14 protein-coding genes are annotated in these 18,446 nt (G+C 40.2%); 8 read left to right on the plus strand and 6 right to left on the minus strand.

Annotation, left to right across the window (positions count from 1 at the left end; translation table 11 throughout):
* Positions 1–47: 47 nt before the first annotated feature.
* Entirely contained in the window at positions 48–1,652 is a 1,605-nt protein-coding gene (gene pckA, locus RIB15_RS09090) for a phosphoenolpyruvate carboxykinase (ATP) (protein ID WP_350201832.1), read from the minus strand.
* Positions 1,653–1,893: 241 nt separating this feature from the next.
* On the opposite strand from pckA, the gene RIB15_RS09095 reads away from it, so the two are divergent.
* The 4 genes from RIB15_RS09095 to RIB15_RS09110 are packed head-to-tail and all read left to right on the plus strand — an operon-like array spanning position 1,894 to position 3,734.
* Complete coding sequence (locus RIB15_RS09095) at positions 1,894–2,454, plus strand: DUF4199 domain-containing protein (RefSeq protein WP_350201833.1); 561 nt, start codon at positions 1,894–1,896, stop codon at positions 2,452–2,454.
* A gap of 17 nt (positions 2,455–2,471) precedes the next feature.
* On the plus strand, positions 2,472–2,927 hold the full coding sequence (locus RIB15_RS09100; RefSeq protein WP_350201834.1) for a DUF1801 domain-containing protein: 456 nt from the start codon (positions 2,472–2,474) through the stop codon (positions 2,925–2,927).
* A 15-nt stretch (positions 2,928–2,942) separates the two neighbouring features.
* The gene (locus tag RIB15_RS09105) at positions 2,943–3,293 is read left to right on the plus strand and encodes a VOC family protein (protein WP_350201835.1); all 351 of its coding nucleotides are present in this window, start codon (positions 2,943–2,945) and stop codon (positions 3,291–3,293) included.
* An 18-nt stretch (positions 3,294–3,311) separates the two neighbouring features.
* On the plus strand, positions 3,312–3,734 hold the full coding sequence (locus RIB15_RS09110; protein ID WP_350201836.1) for a VOC family protein: 423 nt from the start codon (positions 3,312–3,314) through the stop codon (positions 3,732–3,734).
* An 89-nt stretch (positions 3,735–3,823) separates the two neighbouring features.
* Here RIB15_RS09110 and clpB read toward each other — a convergent pair whose 3' ends face one another.
* The 4 genes from clpB to RIB15_RS09130 all read right to left on the minus strand — a co-directional run bounded on the left by clpB (position 3,824) and on the right by RIB15_RS09130 (position 10,728).
* Complete coding sequence (gene clpB, locus RIB15_RS09115) at positions 3,824–6,463, minus strand: ATP-dependent chaperone ClpB (protein WP_350201837.1); 2,640 nt, start codon at positions 6,461–6,463, stop codon at positions 3,824–3,826.
* A 527-nt stretch (positions 6,464–6,990) separates the two neighbouring features.
* Complete coding sequence (locus RIB15_RS09120) at positions 6,991–8,475, minus strand: Do family serine endopeptidase (protein ID WP_350201838.1); 1,485 nt, start codon at positions 8,473–8,475, stop codon at positions 6,991–6,993.
* Positions 8,476–8,637: 162 nt separating this feature from the next.
* A complete protein-coding gene (locus RIB15_RS09125) occupies positions 8,638–9,066 on the minus strand; it encodes an Hsp20/alpha crystallin family protein (protein ID WP_350201839.1) in 429 nt (142 codons plus the stop codon).
* Between the two features lie 303 nt (positions 9,067–9,369).
* Positions 9,370–10,728 carry a class II 3-deoxy-7-phosphoheptulonate synthase gene (locus tag RIB15_RS09130; RefSeq protein WP_350201840.1) on the minus strand — a complete coding sequence of 453 codons (1,359 nt, stop codon included), beginning with the start codon at positions 10,726–10,728 and terminating at the stop codon, positions 9,370–9,372.
* Positions 10,729–10,847: 119 nt separating this feature from the next.
* On the opposite strand from RIB15_RS09130, the gene RIB15_RS09135 reads away from it, so the two are divergent.
* The gene (locus tag RIB15_RS09135) at positions 10,848–12,152 is read left to right on the plus strand and encodes an adenylate/guanylate cyclase domain-containing protein (protein WP_350201841.1); all 1,305 of its coding nucleotides are present in this window, start codon (positions 10,848–10,850) and stop codon (positions 12,150–12,152) included.
* 1 nt (position 12,153) lies between these two features.
* Here RIB15_RS09135 and RIB15_RS09140 read toward each other — a convergent pair whose 3' ends face one another.
* Positions 12,154–12,495 carry a cupin domain-containing protein gene (locus tag RIB15_RS09140; protein WP_350201842.1) on the minus strand — a complete coding sequence of 114 codons (342 nt, stop codon included), beginning with the start codon at positions 12,493–12,495 and terminating at the stop codon, positions 12,154–12,156.
* 159 nt (positions 12,496–12,654) lie between these two features.
* Here RIB15_RS09140 and uvrA point away from each other — a divergent pair, with 159 nt between their 5' ends.
* The 3 genes from uvrA (at position 12,655) to RIB15_RS09155 (ending at position 18,394) form a co-directional block, all read left to right on the plus strand.
* The gene (gene uvrA / locus RIB15_RS09145) at positions 12,655–15,489 is read left to right on the plus strand and encodes an excinuclease ABC subunit UvrA (RefSeq protein WP_350201843.1); all 2,835 of its coding nucleotides are present in this window, start codon (positions 12,655–12,657) and stop codon (positions 15,487–15,489) included.
* A gap of 68 nt (positions 15,490–15,557) precedes the next feature.
* Positions 15,558–16,985: an SEFIR domain-containing protein gene (locus RIB15_RS09150; protein ID WP_350201844.1), complete on the plus strand. Its 1,428-nt coding sequence runs from the start codon at positions 15,558–15,560 to the stop codon at positions 16,983–16,985.
* Positions 16,982–18,394: an argonaute/piwi family protein gene (locus tag RIB15_RS09155; protein ID WP_350201845.1), complete on the plus strand. Its 1,413-nt coding sequence runs from the start codon at positions 16,982–16,984 to the stop codon at positions 18,392–18,394. The genes RIB15_RS09150 and RIB15_RS09155 overlap by 4 nt, the downstream gene beginning before the upstream one ends.
* Positions 18,395–18,446 lie beyond the last annotated feature (52 nt).

The raw sequence follows: 18,446 nt of genomic DNA on the forward strand, positions 1-18,446 counted from the left end.
AGACCAGCGGATTTATGTTAGAAGTTTGATAGTTTATCGAACTCTGATTAAACCTCAGCACCTACTTTTGGTCCAGCCTGTATGATTTCTTTACTGCTTTCAGCTTTGTATTTATCAAAGTTTTTCTGGAATAGTTTACCAAGTTTTTCTGCCTGAGCATCATACTCACCTGCATTACTCCATGAGTTGCGTGGCTGAAGAATCTCAGAAGGAACTTCCGGGCAGGAAGTTGGAATCTGGAAACCAAATACTTCGTCTTCCACTGTATCTACATCATTCAGCTTACCTTCATGAATGGCGTTGATGATGGCGCGGGTATTCTTCAGGTTAATACGCTCGCCACCCTTACCATAGGCTCCGCCGGTGATTCCGGTATTTACCAGCCAGGCTTTTGCATTATGAGTTCGCATTTTCTCAGCGAGCATTTCTGCATATTTAGCAGGTGGCCACACCAAGAAAGCCGCCCCAAAGCAAGCAGAGAAAGTTGCTTCCGGTTCAGTAATACCTACTTCGGTACCTGCAACTTTCGCTGTATACCCACTGATGAAGTGATACATTGCCTGTTCCGGCGACAGCTTACTTACCGGAGGTAATACTCCAAAAGCATCATAAGTCAGGAAGATGATGTTCTTTGGGTGCCCGGCTGTGCAAGGGATTTTGGAATTTGAAATAAATTCAATTGGATAAGATGCCCGGGTATTTTGAGTAATCGATACATCATCATAGTCTACCTTTCGGGTGTCTGAATCGTAGCCCACATTCTCAAGTACGGTGCCAAATTTTATGGCATTATAGATCTCGGGTTCTTTCTCTTCAGACAAATTGATGGTTTTTGCATAGCAACCACCTTCAATATTAAATACACCGTCTTCACTCCAGCAGTGCTCATCATCTCCAATTAATTGTCTGCTATGATCTGCAGAAAGTGTGGTCTTACCGGTTCCTGAAAGCCCAAAGAAAAGAGCAACATCTTCAGGGTCTTCCCCTTCATTGGCAGAACAGTGCATGGAAAGCACATTCTTTTTAGGCATCAGATAATGCATTACAGTGAAAATTCCTTTTTTCATCTCCCCGGCATATTCTGTTCCAAGAATCACCATCTCCCCTCTTTTGAAATTGACATCCACACTGGCATCGGAGGTCATACCTTCGGTAAACCGGTTAGCAGGGAATTTTCCGGCATTATAGACTACAAAATCTGGTTCGCCAAAGTTTTCCAGCTCTTCGGCTGTAGGCCGAATTAACATATTGTGCATGAAAAGTCCATGATAAGGACGCTCGGCTATAATTCTAACTTTGAGTCGATAATTAGGATCCCATCCTGCAAATCCATCAATCACATACAGACGTTCCCGTGTATTCAGATAATCGGTAGCTCTTTGATGATTGATATCGAATGTATGCTCATCCAATGCTATGTTTACATTACCCCACCATACATCTTTTTCAATTTCAGGAGTATTAACAACCCGCTTGTCGGCCGGACTTCTCCCTGTTCTTTTACCTGAACGAACGACCAACGCACCGGTATCGGTAATAGCTGAACCTGGATCGTATTTTATGGCATCTTCATAAAACCGGGCTGGCGACGGGTTTCTGATTATATTTTCTACTGATATTTTCTGTTTCGACAAATCCACTTTATTTCCCATGACGTTGAGGCTTAAGAGTTCTTCGATTGAGTAAGTAATGGTAATTACGAACCAATCATGAATATTTTATTAACAAACAGCGAATAGTTTTCAATTTCTCTGACAAATCTCGACAATAACTTCCTTTTATTTCGATAATAGCTTTAAAATAACAAAAAAAGCCAAAATCATACTTTCGGGTGATGTATTCTTCTTCAAGAATTCCGTATTTGTTGGCACCAATCAATCTAAAACAGATAACATGAAAAAGATTGTAGCCGTTTTCGGAATTCTTGCCGGTCTTATAAATGCAGCAATTGCTATGCTCCTTACAACTTTAGCTGGCGATGACATGATCCATGCCAATTCAGAGTGGGTTGGATATCTTGTTATGATCATTGCTTTATCCATGATATTTGTAGGCGTAAAACAATATCGCGACAAGCACCTTGGTGGTGTCATTAAGTTTGGGAAAGCCTTTCTTGTTGGTCTCTACATCGCTTTGGTTGCTAGTGCTTTATATGTTGGAAGTTGGGAAGTCTATCTCCAAACATCAGATGTAGATTTCATTGAAACCTATTCAACCTCTATAATTGAAAATATGAAAGCGGAAGGTGAACCTGAAGCCGAGATACAAGCTATGCAGGAACAGCTGCAATTCTATGCTGATATATACGAAAATACTTTTTTCAGAATACTTATGACTCTCTCAGAAATATTACCGGTAGGTTTAATTATTGCCTTGATCAGTGCTGCATTACTAAGAAAAAGTTCTTTTATGCCTGATGAAGAAAACATTAATACCCAAGCAACCGCCACTTAAATCAGACAAAGTCTGCCATGAAAATCGAAGCCAGTACCCCAGAGGAATACCTGGAAAAAATACCAGAAGAACGAAAAGATGCCATGACCAAACTTCGATCTGTCATTCTTGAAAACCTGCCAGAGGGATTTAAAGAAACTATTATTTATAACATGATCGGGTACGTGGTACCACATTCTCTTTATCCTGGTGGTTACCATGTTACACCAGAATTGCCTTTGCCCTTTATAAATATCGCTTCTCAAAAAAATCATATTGCCGTTTACCATTCCGGCATTTATGCAGACGACACATTAATGAAGTGGTTCAAAACTGAATACCCCAAGCATGTAAAAACAAAACTCGATATGGGAAAAAGTTGTATCCGGTTCCGCAATCCCGATCATATCCCATATGAATTGATCGGCAAGCTTGCAGGAAAAATGACTCCTGAGGAATGGATTGAACTATATGAAAAGAATATAAAAAGTTAACTAAATCACATTACCATGAACCCGAATAACCATTCTCTATCTCTTGCAGTAAAAGATATCCACGCTTCCAAGGCTTTCTATGAGAAACTGGGCTTTGAACCCGTTGAAGGCACCGGACCTATCGAAAACAACTGGATTATTATGCAAAAAGGAAATTCCCTGATCGGTTTATTCCAGGATATGTTTGAGGAGAACATTATTACATTCAACCCAACCGATGCAAGAAGTGTGTATCAGGACCTCAAAGAAAAGGATGTAAAGTTCTTGATGGAATCAGAATCGATTCATGATAAAAAAGGACCTTGCCATTTTTGTATTGAAGACCCTGATGGAAATCAGATTTTATTTGATCAGCATAACGATTAATCAACATATAGAAAAAATATGAAAAAACGAGTTAAAGGAATTGGAGGAGTATTTTTAAAGGCGAAAGACCCCAAGGCTACCCGCGATTGGTATAAAGAACATTTAGGTATCGAGAGTGGAAAATACGGAGGTACTTTTGAATGGCGCCATGCCGATAACGCCTCAAAGAAAGGATACACTACCTGGAGTATGTTTGACGAAAACACTGAATACACCAATCCCAGCAAAAAAGACGCGATGATTAACTACCGGGTAGAAAACCTTGAAGAACTACTCAAAGTTCTGGAAGAAGAAGGCGTGGAAATTGTTGGTGAAATGGAAGTCTTCGAATACGGAAAATTCGGTTGGATCATGGATCCCAATGGTTACAAAATTGAGCTTTGGGAACCGAATGATGAAGAATATGACAAGATTAAGGGCGAGACTAATTTGTCCAGCTAAGCTGGAATTCAAAATTAAGAATGTAAAATTAAAAAATTAGGTGAGACGTTTGGCATCAAACCCAATTTTTAATCCGTAATTTTGAATTTTTAATTTTCTTCCGCCCAGGCTTCTACATCGTCTAAAACTTCAGCAAAGTCGATGCCATCTTTGGCTTTATTAATGGTGGCTTCGTAATGAACCGAGCCTTCTTCTTCCCGGCTGATTAACTTAGTGGCCAGCTTATTGGTTATGTTTTGCTGAATTACCCTTTTCAGTGGTCGTGCACCATATACAGGGTCGTATCCACGAACGGCCAGCCAGTCTTTCACATTATCAGAAACATCCAGCTTCACATTATTCCTTGCTAGCATCTCATCTACCCGTCGTAGTTGTATATCTACAATGGAACGTATGTGTTCTTGTCCAAGCGGATGGAACACAATAGTGTCATCCACGCGGTTCAGAAACTCCGGACGTATGGTTTGCTTCAGCTGTTCAATCAGCTTGTTCTGCAATGCTTCATACTTTTCATCGGTCATTTTTCCACCGGATTTCTCAATTTCATTCGAGATCAGGTGTGAACCAATATTAGAGGTCATAATGATAATGGTATTCTTGAAGTCTACCGTCACGCCTTTGTTATCAGTGAGACGGCCTTCATCCAACACTTGCAACAAAATATTAAATACATCCGGGTGGGCCTTCTCGATCTCATCGAGCAATATCACCGAGTACGGATGTCGCCGGGCGGCTTCGGTAAGCTGTCCGCCTTCATCATAGCCCACGTATCCGGGAGGAGCACCAACTAAACGGCTGACGCTGTGCTTCTCCATGTACTCACTCATATCGATGCGAATCATGGCGTTTTCATCATTGAATAAGAAATCGGCCAGTGAACGGGCAAGTTCTGTTTTACCCACACCAGTTGATCCCAGAAAGAAAAATGAGCCGATGGGCTTTTGTTCATCCTGTAGTCCGGCACGAGAACGGCGTACTGCATTCGAGACAGCTTCAATCGCCTTATCCTGTCCAATCACTCTTTTATGGAGTTCTTCTTCTAATAAGAGCAATTTTTTACGCTCGCTTTGAAGCATCTTACGAACCGGGATTCCAGTCCAGCGTGCAACAATATCGGCAATGTCTTCAGCATCTACTTCCTCTTTCAGCAGAGATTGATTTTCCTGCATTTCGTCCAGTTTATTCTTGGATTCTTCGAGGTCATTTTCCAGCTGAGCAATAGTCCCGTAGCGCAATTCTGCAACTTTCTCGTAATTACCTTGTCGTTCAGCTTTATCTGCTTCGTTGCGGGAAGTATCTATGGCTTGTTTCAGCTCTCTTACCCTTTGAATGAGTTCGCGTTCCTGCTCCCACTGTACCCGCATGGATTTTCGCTGCTCTTCCAGATCAGCCAGTTCTTTCTCAATCCCTTTCATTTTGGATTGATCTTTTTCCCTCTTCAAAGCTTCTCGTTCAATTTCCAGCTGACGGATTTGTCGTTCCAGCGCATCCAGTTCTTCCGGAAGGGAATCAATCTGAAGTCTTAACCGTGAAGCCGCTTCATCAATCAGGTCAATAGCTTTATCAGGCAAGAACCGGTCTCCGATGTATCGGTGTGAAAGCTCGGCAGCTGCGACCACAGCAGAGTCGGTTATCCGAACCCCGTGATGCACCTCATAACGCTCTTGCAATCCACGGAGAATAGAAACGGTATCTTCTACAGAAGGCTCGCCTACAAGCACTGTCTGAAGTCGGCGCTCCAATGCCTTGTCTTTCTCAATGTACTTGCGGTATTCATCCAGGGTTGTTGCACCAATAGCATGCAGTTCACCACGGGCAAGTGCTGGCTTCAGTATATTTGCTGCATCCATCGCTCCTTCTGTGGCGCCCGCACCTACAAGGGTGTGTATTTCATCAATAAACAGAATGATTTCACCATCAGAATCAGACACATCTTTTACGACTGCTTTGAGGCGTTCCTCAAATTCGCCCCGGAACTTGGTTCCTGCTACCAGCGAGCCCATATCAAGTGCAACAATGCGTTTTGTCTTCAGGCCTTCCGGTACATCTCCGCGAACAATCCGCAGGGCCATGCCTTCAGCAATAGCGGTTTTACCTACTCCTGGTTCACCAATTAATACCGGATTGTTTTTGGTTCGACGGGTCAGGATTTGCATTACCCGCCTGATTTCCTGATCGCGCCCAATTACAGGATCCAGTTTATTTTTCTCGGCAAGTTCATTGAGATCACGGGCATACTTTTTCAGAGCTCCATACCTGCTTTCTGCATTTGGGTCATCCACGGTTTGGTTGCCCCGAACATCCTTCAGTACCTTCAGAATATTCTCTTTGGTCACGCCCTGATCTTTGAGTAAGGTCGCAATCTCTCCTTTCACGGCCGTCATTCCAATAAGGATATGCTCTGAACTGATGTACTCATCTCCGAGCTTATTACCCTCTTTTTGAGCTACATCAAACAACTCTTTACTGGTGTTGGACAAATACTGTCCGGATACGGAAGCTCCCTGCACTTTTGGAAGTCGTTCAAGGGTTGAATCCACTACTTTCTCTATAGCAGCCGGATTTGCGCCCAATTTATTTAATAGCGTATTAACAATACTCTCCTGATCGGTCAGAAATGCTTTTAATATATGCGCCGGTTCCATCGCCTGGTTGTTACCGCTCTGTGCTAACTCAAGAGCTTTTTGTACGGCCTCCTGCGCTTTAAGTGTAAATTTGTTCAGATTCATTTCAATCTCCTTGTTTTATTTATTCTACAGAGATAAAAACCAAAATCGTGCCTATGAAATTTTATTGACAGAATTGCAGGACCGAAATCTCTTTCAGGAATTTAGTCATACAATTCGATACAAATATTTTACCAATCGAAGTTTTTTGAGGTGAGCTTGATTGTATAAACTGAATAGCAGAAACATTAAGTCTTTGTACTTTAATTAAATTCTGAGCATCAGCTAAAGTCGGCTTTATGGAAGCCAATAATCTTATTGACAAGGTGCTAAGCTCTTGAAATAACTTAATATAAAAAACCCTGAACTGTATCAGAGTTCAGGGTTTGGGTTTTTCGGGGTACAAATTCTTTTCTAAATCCTTGTTCTACAAGATACAAAATGTTATAAAAGTATCCGTGTAATTTTTAGTAAATGGATAACAGATACTCATCCTGATTTAGTTCCTTATTTTGAATAAAAACCCTGATCCGTATCAGGGATCAAGGTTTGGGTTTTCGGGGTACAAAAAATCAATGTTTTGAACCTATTTATATTTCAAAAGCTATGTATTGTTCCAAATCATTTCTTTTAACTGTCAGAAGAACGACACTACTTTCTGTTTCTTCGAGTTGTTCATAAAAATCTGAGGTCGATTCTATCGGTGTTTTTCCAACTTCTGTAATAATATCTCTGGACCTCAGTCCTCGTTCGTAAGCATTGCTGCTTTCTCTTACTTCAAGAACAATTACTCCTTCTGTTTCGTTTTCAATATCGAGTTGCTGTCGAATATCTGAATTCAGATCCCGCACCGTAAAGCCAAGTCGCCTGTCCATCTCTTCTTTATTCTGAGGAGCAACAGATGCCGTTTGTTCCTGAGGACGTTTTCCTAACGTTACGTCAAGAGTCATATTATCCTGATCTCGTATGATTCCCAGGGAAATTTCATCACCTGGTTTAAAAGCAGCAATTCTTGTTCTAAAGCTTGCCCAATCTTTTACTTTATCGCCATTCAGAGATACAATAATATCTTTCTCTTTTAATCCGGCTGTTTCTGCAGGGCCATCCTTTTCAACACGACCAACCATAATTCCCCGGATATCGCCTAATCCCAGACCTTTTGCCATTGTTTGATCAACCTCTCCGGCCATATACATTCCCAGATAACCGCGGGTAACTTCTCCATCTTCAACAAGGTCATTCATAATTCGCTTTGCCAGATTGATGGGGATCGTAAATCCAATTCCATCATTCCCGCCTGAACGAGATGCAATTGCAGAGTTAATACCAACAAGCTCTCCATTTATATCGATAAGAGCACCACCAGAATTACCAGGATTGATGGCCGCATCGGTCTGGATGAAATCTTCATATCCAACCCACTGTTCCTGGCGATTTTGAATCAATCCAATATTCCGGCCTTTAGCGGATACAATTCCAAATGAAACGGTATGAGCCAGTTCTTCTCTGAGAGGGCTTCCTATTGCCAATACAAATGATCCTACTTTTAGTTCATCACTGTTACCCATTTGTACAGCAGGAGGATTTTCAACTTCAATTTTCAATACCGCAATATCTGTCTGAGGATCGGTACCTATTAGTTCGGCATCTACCTGGTTACCATCAAACAAACGTACCTGAATTTCATCAGCTTGTTCAATAACATGATTGTTGGTAAGGATATAGCCTTCCTCCGAGACAATAACTCCTGATCCCAAACCACGCTGAATACGTTCTTGCGTTCCTCCTTCATCACGGGGATTTCCAAAAAACTGTGAAAACGGGTTAATGACCCTTACTTCCTGAACCCTTTTAGTTGTAATCGTTACTACGGATGGGTTTGTTTTTTCAGCAATATCTACAATAGCATCATTGAAATCTTTCAGTGAAGCAACCGGCTTACTTTCAGCTGACTCTATTTTTTTTGCTTCAGAATCTGGTAGTGTTCTAGAATTATCGTTGGTAGCCAGATTAAAACCCAGCAGCACAATAATTGCTGCCGCCACTCCAAATATATTCTTTACTGTGGTACTCATATTTATTTCTGATTTAATTGTTATTAATCGATTGCGGTATTTACAACGCATCAACTTTTGAAAATTGTGCGCGTCCACAAACCTTTACAATTCAATAGCTATAAATAAGAAACCGAAGCTCCACTCAAGGAACTTCGGCTCCCTTAACCTAATGGATCAGATTTATGAAATCTTGATCTGTTTTTTAACTTTTTCTTCGCTTTTAGCAATGGTAATACTGAGCATACCATTCTCATATTTAGCAGAAATGCTTTCTTCATCTATGCTATCAGGTAATTGGAAAGAACGGCTGAAAGAACCGAAACTTGATTCTACCCGATGATAGTTTTTACCACTTTCTTCTTTTTCGAGTTTGCGTTCACCACTTATGGTAAGGTGACCGTTATCGAGATCAACGTTAATATCTTCTTTGCTCATACCTGGCAGAGAAACTGATACTTCAAATTGATTTTCTGTTTCAGAAATATCTACAGAAGGCATGAATGAATCTTTTCGGTAATTCAGTGAATCATTGAAAAACTCATCTAAGATGTCACTAAATCTTTTTGAATGAAGATCAACATTGGGTCGGGTATAATTAATAAGTGCCATAATTAACCTCGCATTTAAGTTTTGTTTGTATCGTTAATTCATTCTTAAATATGCAAGGCATATGCCAATGAAGATCACAAATAAATATTCTGACAGACGGGCAAACACTACTGATGAAATTTCAGGCGATATCTAAAAAATGGAAAGGTTGACAGATGAACCGTTTGAACCATGACAGAATTCAGACAAAATTGACAGCCAGAACAGATGTCAGGTTTAATTAGTTATTCAGAGCGTAACAATGAATCGTCCGCAGAGTGGCCTGCACAAAACTAAAAACCCAAATCTTTTCCATTCTTCCTCTTAGGAATAACTCTTCTTCCATTCACGAGCAACGAGAAAGGCCATCTCAAGACTTTGCTCGTAATTGAGGCGCGGGTCACAAAATGTTTCGTAATTACGCTGAAGCTCTTTTTCACCCAGACCTTTGGCTCCGCCTACACATTCCGTGACATTATCACCGGTAAGCTCCAGGTGAACCCCACCCAGATAGCTTCCTTCCGATCTGTGAATAGCAAAAGCCGATTGTACTTCACTCAAGATATCATCAAAGTTTCGGGTCTTAATTCCGCCATCTGTGCTGAACGTATTACCGTGCATAGGATCTGAGCTCCAAACAACAGGAAAGCCTTCACGGCGAACAGCCTGAATTAATTTTGGCAGCTCTTTTTCAACAATCTCTTTTCCAAAGCGTGTGATGAGTACGATTTTACCAGCTTCATGCGTAGGGTTGAGAGTTTCGATCAGCTTTAACGTATCATCAATTTCGTAAGGAGGTCCAACCTTAATACCTACCGGATTATTAATTCCCTTGAAATACTCAACATGAGCTCCATCCAGATCACGGGTTCTGTTCCCTAACCAAACCATATGTGCACTCAGGTTGAAATATCCATTTTTACGAGGAACTGGCCGGGTTTGAGCTGAATCATAATATAAATTCAATGCTTCGTGTGAAGTATAGAAGTCAACTTTTTGAAGAGTTGAAAAAGTATCCGGAGCGATAGATTCAACAAACCGTACTGCTTTGGTTATTGACTTCACCATGTCCTCGTACTCTGCGTAATACTCGTTATTCTGCATGAAATCGAGCTCCCACTGCTCTGGATGATGAAGATCAGCAAAACCCTCGTCGGCCAGGGCACGTAAAAAATTCAGCGTTAATCCAGCTTTATGGTAACCTTCCAGCAAACGTTGTGGGTCCGGCGTACGAATACCCGATTCTGACTCATAACCATTAATCAGGTCTCCGCGATAATTATGAATCTCTTCCCCGTTCACCATCTCAAAATCATTAGACCGTGGCTTTGCATACTGCCCGGCAATACGCCCAACTCTTAAAACAGGAACTCCCATTTCATGAATCAAAATGAAACTGGTTTGCAACAGCACCTTAACCATATTTACAATCTTAGGCGCTTTGGTCGCATTAAAGCTTTCAGCACAATCTCCGCCTTGCAATAAAAAAGCTTTTCCTGCAGCTACATTTGCCAGCTTATCTTTCAGAGCTTCAATTTCCCAGGAAGTTACCAGTGGCGGAAGCGACTTTAATGTTTCAAAACTTTTTTCCAGCCTTTCCTGATCAGGATATTCCGGAAGTTGTTTAACTGGTTTATCTTTCCACGATGTTGGCGACCAATTTTTATGTGCTACTTCTTGCATGGGTACAATTTTGTTGAGTGAACAGGTAAACTATCGGTTTTTTGACGTTAATGCTTAAAATTCTTACACATTGTTTTGCTCAATGAAATATATTAAGAGCGAATTCTAAAAAACATATTATGTTAGAAACAAAACCGCGGGTTCTTGTGGTTGATGACCATCCCGCCCTTGTAACGCTTACAAGACATAAATTAATTCAAAAAGGATACGAAGTATTAACGGCTCAAAATGGGGAAGATGCCTTAGAACTAACGCGCACAGAGTACCCTGATCTCATTCTCAGTGATGTTGATATGCCCGTGATGGATGGCTTTGAACTCTGCGAGCATATAAAAAAAGATTCCCGGCTTAATAAAATTCCGATTATCCTCGTCACCTCTATGGTAACTACAGAGCATATCATGAAGGGAATTGAGGCTGGTGCTGACAATTATCTGACCAAGCCTTTTGACGATGAAACTTTGTACAGCAAAATTGATGAGCTGCTGCTGAACCCTCCTCCACCGGCTACAGAAAATGATACTGTTAAAGTGGAAATTGAAGGGAAGGAGTATGATATCAAAGCTGATTATTCCCACCTTGTGAACTTACTGATATCCACTTATAAGAATACGCTTGCTCAGAATAATCAGCTCAGTAAAATGCAAAGTGGACTGAATGCAGCTAACAAAGAGCTGGAACTGACTAAGAAAGAACATGAAGAGCTGATACATAATATCTTTCCGGAAAAAATTGCAGAAAACCTCCTGGCTTATGGAACTGTAACTCCAGAGCGCTACCAGGATGCCACAATCATGTTCACCGATTTTGAAGGCTTTACCAGGGTTGTACCTGACTTGAGTCCGGAAAAGCTGATTGAGAGTCTCTCTTTCTATTTCGACCGGTTCGATGAATACACCAGTCAGCATAACCTTATCAAAATCAAAACAATTGGTGACAGCTATATGGCTGCTGGCGGCATCCCTGACAGAAATCATTCCCATCCCATTGATTCAATACTGGCTGCTTTAAAAATCAGAGACTTTGTTCAAACATTTGGTGAAAAAAATCACTCTGACACTCCTTACCTGCCCATTCGGGTAGGCATCCATACCGGAAAAGCAGTAGTAGGTGTGATTGGGAAAACCCGTTTTGCTTATGACATTTGGGGTGAAACGGTAAATATCGCAGCCCGGCTTGAGGAGCATTCCAGGGAAAATGCCATCAATATTTCTCAATCCACGTATGAAAGGGTTAAAGATTTCTTTGAATGTGAGTCCCGCGGAGAAGTGAGCACTAAGTATATTGGCGATCTGCAGATGTATTTTGTGAAGAGAATAAAACCAGAATTGTCAGAGGATGATGAAGGATTATTCCCGAACAGACTTTTTATAAGGGAATATAACAGCATGTTGCGTGTTAATGGAGATAATGGAGACGAATAATCTACCTTTCTCCCCCTTTTGGGCCATAGAAAAATACCCAGGTAGCAAAGTCTTCCGTAAAATCTTCAAACCGATGGATTACCCCGGCTGGTACAAATAACACCTGACCGGGTTTAAATGGATGTCGGGTTTCGCCATTCACGAAGAAACCCGTTCCTGAAATCACCACGTAAACTTCATCCCGCTCATGCGGTTGTTGCTCATCCACTATTTCAGGTTTATAGTACTCCACTTCAAGACTCCCGTGTTCGAAAAGCTTGATAAACTTCTTGTCCGACTTTTTCAGAAGCTCTGCGGCATTATCGGGAGTAATCTTTGAACTTGGTGGTTTTGGTTCTTTCATGATTCTTAGGTTTTGATCAATTAGCAAAATTCATTCATCAAATTCCATTTCTGTGTCAGGTCTTACTTTCCGGGCAAATCTTTCTAAAAAAGGAATGAAGGAATTCCGGCCTCTGTTTTGTATTTTTCAAAGTTCTGAAATCTAAAAACACGAGAGACTTTGCAACATAACATTGTAGTACGCGGTGCCCGCGAACACAACCTGAAAAATATTGATATCGACATCCCCCGCGACCAGCTGGTTGTAATTACCGGTCTTTCCGGTTCGGGAAAATCATCTCTGGCTTTTGATACCATTTATGCAGAAGGTCAGCGAAGATTTTTGGAATCTCTTTCTGCTTATGCCCGCCAGTTTTTAGGGATGATGGAACGCCCCGCCGTAGATTTTATCGATGGTCTCTCCCCGGTTATCTCCATCGATCAGAAAACAACCAACCGGAATCCCCGCTCTACGGTTGGTACGGTTACTGAGATTTATGATTTTCTGCGCCTGCTTTATGCCCGTGTCGGCATTCCTTATTCTTACAAAACCGGCAACGAGATGAAAAAACAGTCAGCCGACCAGGTAGTTCAGGCTGTGATGGATATGCCGGAAGGAACCAAAGCCTATTGTCTGGCTCCGGTGGTTCGCGGACGAAAAGGTCACTATAGAGAACTGTTTGAACAGACGATTAAGCAAGGTTTTGTGCAGGCCCGCATCGATGGTGAGTTCAAAGATCTGGAAGACGACATGAAACTGGATCGTTATAAAACCCATAACATCGAAGTTGTGGTTGATCGGTTTGTAATTTCTGAGAAAAGTGAAAAACGTATTGCAGACAGTATCCGACTGGCTCTCGAAATGGCCGACGGGAATGTTATCCTGGCAATCAAAGACGGTGAAGAAACTAAAGACAGACTGTTCTCCCAAAAGCTGTTCGATCCTGAAAGTGGACTGGCTTATGAAGATCCCGCACCGAACTTGTTCTCATTCAACTCTCCCTATGGAAATTGTAAAGAGTGCGAAGGACTGGGTTACACCTATGATGTAAGCTGGGATTTACTTGTTCCCAATAAAGAACAAAGCATAGCTAATGGCGGAATACGGTTTCTTGGAGCACCCCGAGATATCTTCGTATTTAAACAACTGAAAGCCATTCTGGATGAATTTGGAGTCGATTTCGAAACGCCCATCAAAGACTTTTCTGAGGATCTCGTTGATCTTATCATGAATGGAAGCGGAGATAAAAAATTCTCTGTTAGTTATGATTTCAAAGACAATTCGGTGACTTACAAACATAAGTTTGAAGGACTCCGAAACACCATTATCGACCAATATCATAACAGTAAGTCTAACAAGCAGCGTGATAAAGCCAAGGCCTTCATGGATAAGGTAACCTGTCCTGAGTGTGATGGCGGCCGGCTCAACAAGGAGGCTCTCTCCTATAAAATTGATGGGCATACTATTCACGACCTCGTTCAAAAAGATATTCAGGAACTGCGCGATACACTTTATGGAATCAATCTGAATGAGCGACAGCAGATTATTGGAAATCAGGTTTTAAAAGAAATCCGCGACCGCCTCGATTTCCTGCTAAATGTAGGCTTGAATTACCTGAGCCTTGACAGGGAAGCACAGACCCTGAGTGGTGGTGAAGCTCAGCGCATCAGGCTGGCAACCCAGATTGGAACCCAACTTGTGGGTGTGCTCTATATTCTGGATGAACCTAGTATCGGGCTTCACCAACGGGATAACATCAAGTTGATTAAATCTCTCGAAACTCTTCGTGATCTTGGCAACAGCGTGATTGTGGTTGAACACGACCGGGAAACTATTGAGCATGCTGATTTTGTGGCCGACCTGGGTCCGGGTGCAGGAGTCAACGGCGGGCATATTGTAACAGCGGGCAAACCAAACGAGCTGGATCCGGAATCAAGTACCGCAAAATTCCTGAATGATGAGGAAGTTATTGAGATGCCAGAAAGCCGCAGAGAAGGAAATGACAAATCTATCAAAATCACCAATGCACGTGGGCATAATCTAAAAAATCAGGACCTGGAAGTACCACTTGGTAAATTTATTTGCGTTACCGGCGTGAGTGGAAGTGGCAAAAGTTCACTGATCAACCAAACGCTGGTTCCCATTCTTTCCAACTACTTCTACAAATCTAAAACAGTGCCTTTGACTTATGACGGAATTGAAGGCATAGATAATGTTGACAAAATCATCTCCATTGATCAGAGTCCGATTGGACGAACTCCACGATCAAACCCGGGAACTTACACCAAGGTATTTGATTATATCCGTCGGTTATTTGCAGAACTTCCTGAATCTAAAATCAGGGGCTACGACCAGGGACGTTTTTCCTTTAATGTGAAGGGTGGCCGGTGTGAAGAATGTGGCGGAGATGGTGTCCGCAAAATCGAAATGAACTTCCTGCCTGATGTGTATGTAACCTGCGAAACTTGCAATGGAAAACGCTACAACCGGGAAACGCTCGAAATCTATTACAAGGGTAAAAACATATCTGATGTGCTAAAAATGCCTATTCGGGATGCTGCCGAATTCTTTGATGCCCAGCCTGCCATAAGCCGAAAACTGGAAACACTGGTTGACGTTGGACTTGGCTATCTCACGCTGGGTCAATCTTCCACCACCCTTTCCGGTGGAGAGGCACAGCGCATTAAGCTGGCGCGGGAGCTCTCCAAAGTGGGAACCGGAGATACGCTTTACGTGATGGATGAACCTACAACAGGGCTTCATTTTCAGGATGTTCGGATGTTGGTAAATGTAGTGCAGCAGCTTGTAGAAAAAGGAAATACCGTCATGGTGATTGAGCACAATCTGGATCTTATAAAAGCCGCCGACTGGATCATAGACCTGGGCCCGGAAGGTGGAGCCGGCGGTGGAGAGATTATTGCAACTGGTACCCCGGAAGAAGTTGCTGAAGTTGAGAAATCCTACACAGGAAAATTCCTAAAGCAGGAATTTGAACGACTACATGTGATTAATTGATAGAAGAAACAATCACATAACCAAGAAAAAATGAGAAAAAATCATTACGTTTTCTCTTGGTGATCTATATGAATAAACTCAACCATCTTACAGTTTTTATTGCTTACTCACATGATGATGAACTGCATAAGAAGCAAGCTCTAAAATTATCCAATCAATTACGTACTGATGGCATAAACTGTACTATTGATCAATATGTTACAGACCCAATAGAAGGGTGGCCGAGATGGATGATCAATAATATCAGAAATTCTGACCATGTGCTCCTAATTTGCACCAAAAAATACTATAAAAAGGTATTTGATGATAATGCCGGCAAGGGTGCTAAATGGGAAAGTCAATTAATTTATGGAGAGCTTTATCAAAAAATTGAAGGAACAAAAAAATTTAAACCAATAATATTTCGAGATGAAGATTCACAGTGGATTCCCGAAATTTTAGATCAAAAAACACATTACCAATTCCCTAGAGACTATGAAAAGCTTTATCGTGAACTAACCGACCAACCTATTATAAAAAAGCCAAAGCTAGGTTCTTTAAAAGAATTCGACGACAAACAAGATAAAATTGAACCTAAAGCAGCTGTTTCTGATGGCCTCCCAAAAAACATTGACGAGAATGACTACCAATTCTTTTTAGAGTTGAGCAGTGACTTTCAACCTCCAGATAAGAAAGAAACAGTAATTTCAAATTTACTACAAATAAAAAACTTTCCTCAGACTTTCTATTTAGCAGATACCAATATTAGAAGCTTGAATCATCTTTGGAAAGAACTGGAAAAGATTAATTCAAAAAGTAGCCAAGTTTTTTTATTAAAAGATAAGAAGATATACAGCTTTAATGATTTAAGAGATACTCCATGGGATAAATTATGTGACCCAGGAACATGCGATAGAATTTATACAAATAATTGGTTGTTCGGAGAAAACTCAGATAACAGAAATAAACTATTTGAACTTTTCTATTTGGCTCTTAAAGAGCAATTATATACGAATTATAGAATCAAATATGATGCGTATTTAGACCTCTATTATTTCAATTCGATTCCAAATAAGGATGAACGTATAATAAAGTATAACAGCCTAAAGGGAAAAGACACTCCTGTGACTGTTGTTAATAAGCTAAAAGAGAAAGACGGGCAAAAGTACTTGCGGCACCATGCTTTTGAAACAAAATTCATAAAATACATCGATAAGTTTTTTTTAGAAATAAACCCAACTTACTATTTCAGTATTGATGGCAAAAAAACTGATAAGTTTCATGAAGACAAGCTAAAGAAGATAAAAGAAATTGATAAACACGTTGCTGTAAGAAACCAATTATTATTATGGGAAGATGTCTTAAATAGAACTGTAATAAAAAAAGAAAAAGATTTCTTTAGTTTTGGAAACTTAAATCGCTACAAAACTAATAAAGGAATTGTCGATAAAATTTGGAGAAAGACAAAACCAAAATCGAATATCCCCTCTGAACAGATAGATATTTTTTCTCCATGAATAAACTAACAGTAATCAGGGAGCCCTTACTCGAGTTTCATGAGAATAAACATGTCGATATAAAATTTGGATTATCTAAATTTGGTCCTTTTGACAAATCATATAGCCAAAACAAGATTATAAAAGTTGGTATTGTTGGAACAAGCCATACTATAGACAACATGAGAAAATGGCTTGAAAAACTTAATTCTAAAATCCCATCTAAAAAAGATAACAAGATACTGCACCCCCCTTTTCCTGGTTTAGAAACAAACCCAGAATTAAATACCAAAATTTCAATTAATTCTAAATATGAAAAAGTTTTAAATCCAGTCGAGCTACAAAAAGCATTAAATCATAATAATCATGACATAGTAGCTAAGGATACAGCAACACTATTTAAGAAAACTATCGAAAGTTTATTAGCTAAAACATCAGTTGATTTAATAATTTGCTGTCCTTCTGAAGAAGTTTATAAAAAGCTTAGAATTGAGAACCCAAAAAACCTAAAGCAAGAAACTTTAGCTGTAGATTTTCACGATCTTTTAAAAGCGAAGTCATTAGAATTCAATATTCCCACACAATTAATGTGGCCTTGGACTTATACAGAGAGCTTAAGTCCTCCATCTAAAAGTTCCATAAGTTTACAATCAGAATCGACGAGAGCTTGGAATTTCTATATAGCAACCTATTACAAAACATCAGGTATTCCGTGGAGAATGACCCGTGATCCCGAAGTACCAACAACTTGTTATGTTGGTATTAGTTTTTTCCACAATATTAAAAAAACTAAAGTCTCATCGAGTATCGCTCAAGTTTTCAATGAAAAAGGAGAAGGTATAATAATGAGAGGAGAGCCAGTCAAAATAAATAAAAATGACAAGCAGGTTAATCTCTCTGAAAAAGATGCCTTTAAACTTCTTGATAATGCATTAACTACTTATAAGGATGAGCATTTTAATTTTCCTGCAAGAGTTGTACTACATAAAAGTAGTGCCTTTAATGAAAATGAATTAAAAGGATTTAAGAGAGTTTTAAAAAAATACTATATAGAATTCTACGATTTCCTAAGCATTAGAAGAAGTTCAACTAAATTATTCCGTGAAGGTTATTACGTGCCATTGCGTGGGTCATTTTTACAATTGGACAACAAAAACATGATCCTCTACACAAGAGGTAGCATAAACCTATACCAAGAATATCCCGGTATGTATATTCCAAAGCCTCTTCATATTCAGTTATTTGAAACACAGAACTCACCTCTATCATTAGCTACTGAAATACTTGAATTATCAAAGATGAACTATAATAATTCTCAATTTAGTGAATCAATGCCTATTACATTAAGAACTTCTAGAAATGTTGGGGCTATCATAAAGTATATAACTAAAGGTGGGTATTTACCTCCCAGTTATAGATTTTATATGTAAAACAAAAAGCACGTTGAAATCTTTTTAGCGAAATCTCTTTTTCAACTTTTAC

This window comes from Gracilimonas sp., assembly GCF_040218225.1.
GTDB lineage: Bacteria > Bacteroidota > Rhodothermia > Balneolales > Balneolaceae > Gracilimonas.